6 protein-coding genes are annotated in these 7520 nt (G+C 51.8%); 5 read left to right on the forward strand and 1 reads right to left on the reverse strand.

Annotated features, from left to right (window positions below; all coding sequences use genetic code 11):
• The 5 genes from VIN66_RS13570 to VIN66_RS13590 form a co-directional block, all read left to right on the forward strand.
• A partial coding sequence (locus VIN66_RS13570) for a M13-type metalloendopeptidase (protein ID WP_331924478.1) occupies positions 1 to 409 on the forward strand: 409 nt, incomplete at its 5' end.
• A gap of 396 nt (positions 410 to 805) precedes the next feature.
• On the forward strand, positions 806 to 3403 hold the full coding sequence (acnB, locus tag VIN66_RS13575) for a bifunctional aconitate hydratase 2/2-methylisocitrate dehydratase (RefSeq protein ID WP_230818576.1): 2598 nt from the start codon (positions 806 to 808) through the stop codon (positions 3401 to 3403).
• 108 nt (positions 3404 to 3511) lie between these two features.
• The gene (locus VIN66_RS13580) at positions 3512 to 3901 is read left to right on the forward strand and encodes a YacL family protein (RefSeq protein WP_331924479.1); all 390 of its coding nucleotides are present in this window, start codon (positions 3512 to 3514) and stop codon (positions 3899 to 3901) included.
• A 174-nt stretch (positions 3902 to 4075) separates the two neighbouring features.
• Complete coding sequence (gene glnK / locus VIN66_RS13585; RefSeq protein ID WP_027672351.1) at positions 4076 to 4414, forward strand: P-II family nitrogen regulator; 339 nt, start codon at positions 4076 to 4078, stop codon at positions 4412 to 4414.
• 12 nt (positions 4415 to 4426) lie between these two features.
• Positions 4427 to 5701, forward strand: coding sequence for an ammonium transporter (locus tag VIN66_RS13590; RefSeq protein WP_331924480.1), 1275 nt, complete (start codon positions 4427 to 4429; stop codon positions 5699 to 5701).
• A 205-nt stretch (positions 5702 to 5906) separates the two neighbouring features.
• Here VIN66_RS13590 and VIN66_RS13595 read toward each other — a convergent pair.
• The coding region (locus VIN66_RS13595) for an amino acid ABC transporter ATP-binding/permease protein (protein WP_331924481.1) at positions 5907 to 7520 on the reverse strand (1614 nt) is incomplete at its 5' end.

Genomic DNA, 7520 nt, shown 5'->3' on the forward strand with positions numbered 1-7520 from the left:
AACGCAGTTCCAGGAACGTGGTGCCAAGTTAAGCGCGCACTACAGCCACTACGAGCCGCTGGAAGGTCACCATGTAAATGGTGATCTGACGCTGGGTGAGAACATCGGCGATTTAGGTGGTTTAACGGTAGCACTGAAAGCCTATGAAATTTCTCTGGATGGCAAGCCGGCGCCGGTGCTGGATGGCTTTACCGGTGAGCAGCGTGTACTGATCAGCTGGGCTCAGGTATGGCGTGCCAAGTACCGTGATGAAGCGCTGAAGCAGCGTCTGGCAACAGACCCGCATTCACCGCCATATATCCGTGTTATTGGCTTATTACCGAACATTCCGCAGTTCTACACCGCCTTTGATATTAAAGAGGGTGATGCGATGTACTTAGCGCCGGAAAAACGCGTTAAGATCTGGTAATAAAACTCTGCTAAACTGCACAGGCTGAGTAGGGAACTACTCAGCCTTTTTTATTTACCCGTCACTGAATGAGCAAACTGCCGGTTGCAATTCCCGCTCTGGCTCGCCACAGCAACTCGCCCTCATGCCTGCGGCAGGGCTCAGACACTCTGTGGCGCCCAGCTCGGGATTCCAACCTCTGTCTGCGAAACAGTTCACGGTAAACAAGGTCTGACCACTATCACACAGACTATATAAGGTCAGGCTTTATATTCACAAAATTTATACCCACTATAACGGTGGTGCTTAACGGCCCGATGTCAATTTGGCCCGAATTTTCATATAATTGTGCCCATTCATTCTGTTGAATGACGCTGCAGTGGCAAGACTGCAGCTAACGACCAAGAGGATCATACTGTGCTACAACAATATCGCGAACATGTGGCCGAGCGCGCAGCGCAAGGTATCCCGCCAAAACCGCTCAATGCAGAGCAGGTAGCCGCTTTAGTTGAACTGTTAAAGAACCCGCCAAAAGGCGAAGAAGACACCCTGGTTGATTTATTAGTTAACCGCGTACCGCCTGGTGTTGATGAAGCGGCTTACGTTAAAGCCGGCTTTTTAGCGGCCGTAGCCAAAGGTGAAACCAGCTGCAGCCTGATCAGCGCCGAGCGTGCGACTGAACTGTTAGGCACCATGATGGGTGGTTACAACATTGAGCCACTGATCAGCCTGTTAGACGATGCTAAGCTGGCGCCTATCGCTGCTAAAGCACTGTCTCACACTTTACTGATTTTCGATGCCTTCCATGACGTAACGGAAAAAGCGGATGCCGGTAATGCACACGCTAAACAAGTGCTGCAAAGCTGGGCCGATGCCGAGTGGTTTGAAGCTAAACCAGCACTGGCAGAAAAAATCACCGTTACTGTATTTAAAGTATCAGGCGAGACTAACACTGACGATTTATCACCGGCACCAGATGCCTGGTCACGCCCGGACATTCCGCTGCACGCCTTAGCGATGCTGAAAAACGATCGCGACGGTATTAAGCCGGATCAGCCAGGTACTGTTGGCCCGATTAAGCAACTGGACGAGCTGAACAAAAAAGGCTTCCCACTGGCTTATGTCGGTGACGTAGTAGGTACCGGTTCATCACGTAAATCCGCCACTAACTCAGTACTGTGGTTTATGGGTGACGACATCCCTTACGTGCCGAACAAGCGCGGCGGTGGCTTCGTATTAGGCGGCAAAATCGCACCTATCTTCTTCAACACCATGGAAGATTCAGGCGCTCTGCCAATTGAAGTAGACGTATCTAAGCTGGAAATGGGCGATGTGATCGACATTCTGCCATTTGAAGGCAAAGTCGTGCGTCATGGCACAAGCGAAGTACTGGCAGAATTTAGCCTGGCAACCGATGTGTTAATCGACGAAGTACGTGCCGGTGGCCGTATTCCGTTAATCATCGGCCGTGGTTTAACGGACCGTGCCCGTGAATTCTTAGGTTTAGGCCATTCAGACAAATTCCGTCGCCCGCAAGCCAAAGCTGACACCGGTAAAGGCTTCACGCTGGCGCAGAAAATGGTGGGTAAGGCATGTGGCGTGAAAGGTGTTCGCCCGGGTACTTACTGTGAACCGAAGATGACCACTGTAGGTTCGCAAGACACCACAGGCCCAATGACGCGTGACGAGTTAAAAGATTTAGCCTGTTTAGGTTTCTCTGCTGATTTAACCATGCAGTCATTCTGTCACACCGCGGCTTATCCGAAGCCGGTTGACGTTGACACGCACCACACGCTGCCAGATTTCATCATGAACCGTGGCGGTGTATCACTGCGTCCGGGCGATGGTATTATCCACAGCTGGTTAAACCGTATGTTACTGCCTGATACCGTAGGTACCGGTGGCGACTCGCACACCCGTTTCCCTATTGGTATTTCATTCCCGGCCGGTTCTGGGCTGGTCGCCTTTGCTGCAGCAACAGGCGTTATGCCACTGGATATGCCAGAGTCGGTACTGGTGCGCTTCAAAGGTGAAATGCAGCCAGGTATCACGCTGCGCGACCTAGTACACGCTATTCCGTACGCGGCAATTCAAAAAGGCCTGTTAACCGTTGATAAGAAAGGCAAGAAGAATATCTTCTCTGGCCGTATCCTGGAAATCGAAGGCTTACCAAACTTAACCGTTGAGCAGGCGTTTGAACTGTCAGATGCATCTGCAGAGCGTTCTGCTGCAGGTTGTACCATCAAGCTGTCGCAAGAGTCTATTGCTGAGTACTTAGAATCTAACATCGTGATGCTGAAGTGGATGATTGCTGAAGGCTACGGCGATGTCCGTACAATCGAGCGTCGTATCAACGCAATGCAAGCCTGGCTGAAAGATCCGCAGCTGATGTCTGCTGACGCCGATGCCGAATACACTGAAGTGATTGAAATCGACCTGGCCGACATTAAAGAGCCGGTACTGTGTGCACCGAATGACCCGGATGATGCGCGCTTACTGTCTGAAGTAGCAGGCGATAAGATTGATGAAGTGTTCATCGGTTCTTGTATGACTAACATCGGTCACTTCCGCGCTGCCGGTAAGTTACTGGATAAATACAAAGGCCAGTTACCAACCCGTCTGTGGATTGCACCACCAACCAAGATGGACCAGGCACAGCTAACCGAAGAAGGTTACTACAGCATTTTCGGTAAAGTCGGTGCCCGCACTGAAATGCCAGGCTGTTCACTGTGTATGGGTAACCAGGCGCGCGTTGCTGAGAAGTCAACGGTAGTGTCTACTTCTACCCGTAACTTCCCGAACCGTTTAGGTCAGGGTGCTAACGTGTACTTAGCCTCAGCTGAGCTGGCGGCAGTAGCGTCTATCATCGGTAAACTGCCGACAGTGGCGGAGTATCTGGAATACGCTAAGCAAATTGATGCCACGGCAGCCGATACTTACCGTTACCTGAATTTCCACCGTATGCCGCAATACACCAAAAAAGCGGACAATGTGATTATTCAGCAAGCAGTGTAAGTCAGTATCTGCTTAAGAAAAGGCCTGCATTTGCAGGCCTTTTTTCTGCGTGCGAATAGCGTTGCAGCAGCTACACTTTCAGTTATATAACGCTAACGGAGCACTAGCGTGGAATACGATTTTACTTATGATCGCAATAGCAATAAATTTGGCATCAGGCTGGCGGAAGAGCATGAAGTGCTGGGCCGGTTTTTACTCGAAGAGTTTGGTCAGCTGCCCGGCGCCTACCAGGCATTAATGCAGCAATTGTCGGCACTTAATTCGCACCAGAGTATGCAGTATCAGGGCCGCGAATATCTGTTAGAGATTGATGCCGGCGAGGTGACGTTAAGCCACAATACGTTGTTTTACACCACCGAGCAGCCACTACCTGAGCGGCAGCAACATAAAGTCGCTGATGATGATCTGCAACTGGATGAGCAGGGCATGAGTATGCAATGCGGCCTGGAAGACTTGCTAAAACTGCTGCGCGACTGGCAGCAGTTTCTGTCTGATTAACCCGCTGATACAGTGCACTTACGCAGGGAATAAACGCACCATTTAGGTGCGTTTTTTTTCATCAGTACAAGGCAATATTTATTAAGGTATTGATAATTAATAACTTTAAAAGTTGGCACAAGGTTTTCTTAATAAAAGTTGAATCGCTCAGACGACTACTATAGGGAAAATATCATGAAGCTTGTATGTGCCATCATCAAGCCGTTCAAACTGGACGATGTACGCGAAGCCATAGCTGACATTGGGGTAGAAGGTTTAACGGTAACAGAAGTAAAAGGTTTCGGCCGCCAGAAAGGGCACACCGAATTATACCGTGGTGCGGAATACCAGGTTGATTTTCTGCCGAAAGTAAAACTGGAAATTGCCACACTGGATGATCAGGTTGACCGCCTGATTGAAGCTATCCAGAAGGCGGCTTATACCGGCCGCATTGGAGACGGCAAAATTTTCGTTTATGACCTGGAGCAGGCAGTGCGTATCCGCACCGGCGAGTCTGACGCTGAAGCCATATAAGGAGCTGTTATCATGCAAGAGCAAATTTATCACTTACAGTATGCCATGGATACCTTCTACTTCCTGATGTGCGGGGTATTGGTTATGTGGATGGCAGCAGGCTTTTCAATGCTGGAAGCAGGCCTGGTAAGAGCAAAAAACACTACTGAAATTCTAACCAAAAACGTCGCGCTGTATTCTATTGCCTGCATCATGTATCTGGTGTGTGGCTACGCTTTTATGTACGGCGGTGAGTACTTCTTAAGCGGCATCGGCGCAGTTGATGTAGACGCAACATTGACCAGCTTTGCCGAACGTGAAGATGGCTTCACCGGTGGTGCTGTGTATTCAACAGCGTCAGACTTTTTCTTCCAGGTTGTGTTTGTTGCAACCGCAATGTCAATCGTTTCAGGTGCCGTAGCTGAGCGTATGAAGTTATGGGCCTTTCTGGCGTTCTCAGTGGTGATGACCGGCTTTATCTACCCGATGGAAGGTTCGTGGACCTGGGGTGGCAATGCGGTATTCGGCCTGTATTCACTGGGTGACGACTTTGGTTTCTCTGACTTTGCCGGTTCTGGCATCGTGCACATGGCAGGTGCTGCGGCCGCATTAGCGGGTGTGTTACTGCTGGGCGCGCGTAAAGGTAAATACAGCAAAGACGGTAAAGTCAGCGCTATCCCGGGTGCCAATATGCCAATGGCTACCTTGGGTACCTTAATTCTGTGGATGGGCTGGTTCGGTTTTAACGGCGGCTCTGTATTGAAGCTGGGTGATATCAGCAACGCCAATGCTGTCGCTGTGGTGTTCTTAAATACCAACGCTGCTGCTGCGGCAGGCGCGATAGCGGCGCTGGCCCTGTCGGTGATTTTATTCCGCAAAGCCGATTTAACCATGGCGCTAAACGGTGCGCTGGCCGGCCTGGTAGCGATTACGGCTGAACCATCAGCTCCAACTGCGCTGCAGGCGACATTATTCGGTGCTATCGGTGGTGTGCTGGTGGTGGCGTCGATAATCGGTCTGGATAAGTTAAAAATTGATGACCCTGTAGGTGCGATTTCTGTACACGGTGTTGTTGGTCTGTACGGTTTATTACTGGTACCGCTGTCAAAAGAAGGTACCAGCTTTGTTGGTCAGCTGGTGGGTGCGGCAACGATTTTTGTCTGGGTGTTTGGCACCAGCCTGATCGTTTGGTACGTGCTGAAACTGGTTGTTGGTATTCGCGTTAGCGAGGAAGCCGAGTATGAAGGCGTTGACGCCTCAGAGTGTGGTATCGAAGCCTACCCTGAGTTCGTAGCGTCGGTAAAGTAAGCAGCCTGGGAAGAGTTGGTGGAACTTCCCGGGAGCGAGTGAGCGAGGGTGAGGCAGTTTCTGCCGCAGCCCACGCGAACTGAACGTCCCCACCAAACTACGTCTATCCTTGTCCTTTGTCTTTTTATCTGACACCCCGTGCTAATTTAGCGCGGGGTTTTTTTATTGCCGTCATACTGCGCATTAAACTGGCAGGCGTTGCGGTTCAGCTTAGCTGCAGTTGCTGTGCCTGCGGCACATTAAGCCGCTGGTGGCTGACAATGATCAGAATACCGTTACGCTGGTGTTTAAGCAGGGCTTGCAGCACCTGTTGTGTTGTATCCGGATCAAGGCCGGCAAAAGGTTCATCCAGCAACAATATCTGGCGTCTTGCCAGCAGCAAACGCGCCAGCGCGATACGCCGGGCCTGGCCACCTGATACTGCCGCACCATATTCACCCAGCACTGTATCAAGCTGCTGTGGCTGGTTTTGCGCCCAGTCTTTCAGGGCGGTGTCTTCAAGTACCTGCCATAACTGTGCATCACTGGCATAGGGATCGGCCAGGCGCAGGTTTTGCGCCAGTGTCAGATCAAACATATCAGCATGCTGGCTTAAATACCCCAGCGTCTGACACAGTTGCCATTCGCTGTACGGCTGGCCGTTCAGCTGCAATGTGCCGGTTACCGGCAGCTGATTTGCCAGCGCTTGCAGCAAGGTGGTTTTGCCACAGCCTGAGGCACCGCTGATCAATAACACCTCGCCGGAGTGCAGGGTGAACCTGATGTTATCCGGACCATACAATGCGCCGTTTTGCCGAGCAGATAACTGCATTGCGGTTAAGGTTAATACGCCTTGTGGTTCAGGTTTGCCACTTTTTAACGGCACTGTGTTGTCAGCCAGCTGATTCAGCCGGTTACGGGCCGCCATGCTCATACCCAGGGCAACAAAGCTCTGGCACAGCGGTAACATCACTTCATACAGCGCCCACAGTGCCAGCGTAGCCGCCAGTAGCAGCGGTACGGTCAGGGCCTGTACTGCCAGCAGCTGTGCTCCCTGCCACAATAACAACAGCAGGCTCAGCGCCAGTAAAGTCTGTTGTAACAGGGCGCAGCGGCTACTGAGTTGCTGCTGCTGCAGCTGTAACTGCAGGCAATGCTGATCCTGCGTACTGAACTGGTGTGTTTTATGCGACCAGCGCTGCCACAGCAGTAGCGCTGGCTGCATTGTCAGAGATTCCAGCAACAGAGTGCGGCGTAATGCCGCTATGCTGGTTTCTTCGGCCGCCAGAGCTGCTGCACGCCTGAAGGTCAGCACGGGGGCGCATAATGCCAACAGTAACGGCAAGCTGGCGGCGTAAAGCAGCGCCGGTGCCAGCAAATACCAGAACAGCAGTAATAGTGTGCTCAGGCTCAGCGCCCACAGCCAGGGCGCTATAACTTTGAGTGGCAGCTGATCCAGTAAATCAATATCGGCCACCAGCCGTTGCAGCGAGTCGGCGGAATGGCGGTTACCCGGCCGGCTACGTGCCAGCACATTAAATGCTTTTACCCGTAAATCTTTTAGCAACCCAAGTGCCGCATAATGCGAGGTTAGCCGTTCGGCATAGCGCCCGGCTGTACGGCCGATGGCACACAGCCGGATAATGGCTGCCGGGCGAAAATAATCAAAGCCGTAGGCTGCGGTACCGGCTAAGCCGGCCAGTGCTGCGGCGCTGATAAACCAGCCGGATAACGCCAGTAAGGTAATGGCGCATAGCAGCGTAATGGCGCCCAGTAGCAGCGCCAGCAGCCAGCTATTGCGGCGGCTTTTTAACACTGAGCGTAAACGGATAACGGGCTC

Source organism: Rheinheimera sp., assembly GCF_036568245.1.
Lineage (GTDB): Bacteria > Pseudomonadota > Gammaproteobacteria > Enterobacterales > Alteromonadaceae > Alishewanella.

Excerpts from the sequence above, each read along its gene's own strand:
- glnK (WP_027672351.1), top strand. The coding sequence starts at position 4,076 with ATGAAGCTTGTATGTGCCATCATCAAGCCGTTCAAACTGGACGATGTA.
- VIN66_RS13590 (WP_331924480.1), top strand. The coding sequence starts at position 4,427 with ATGCAAGAGCAAATTTATCACTTACAGTATGCCATGGATACCTTCTAC.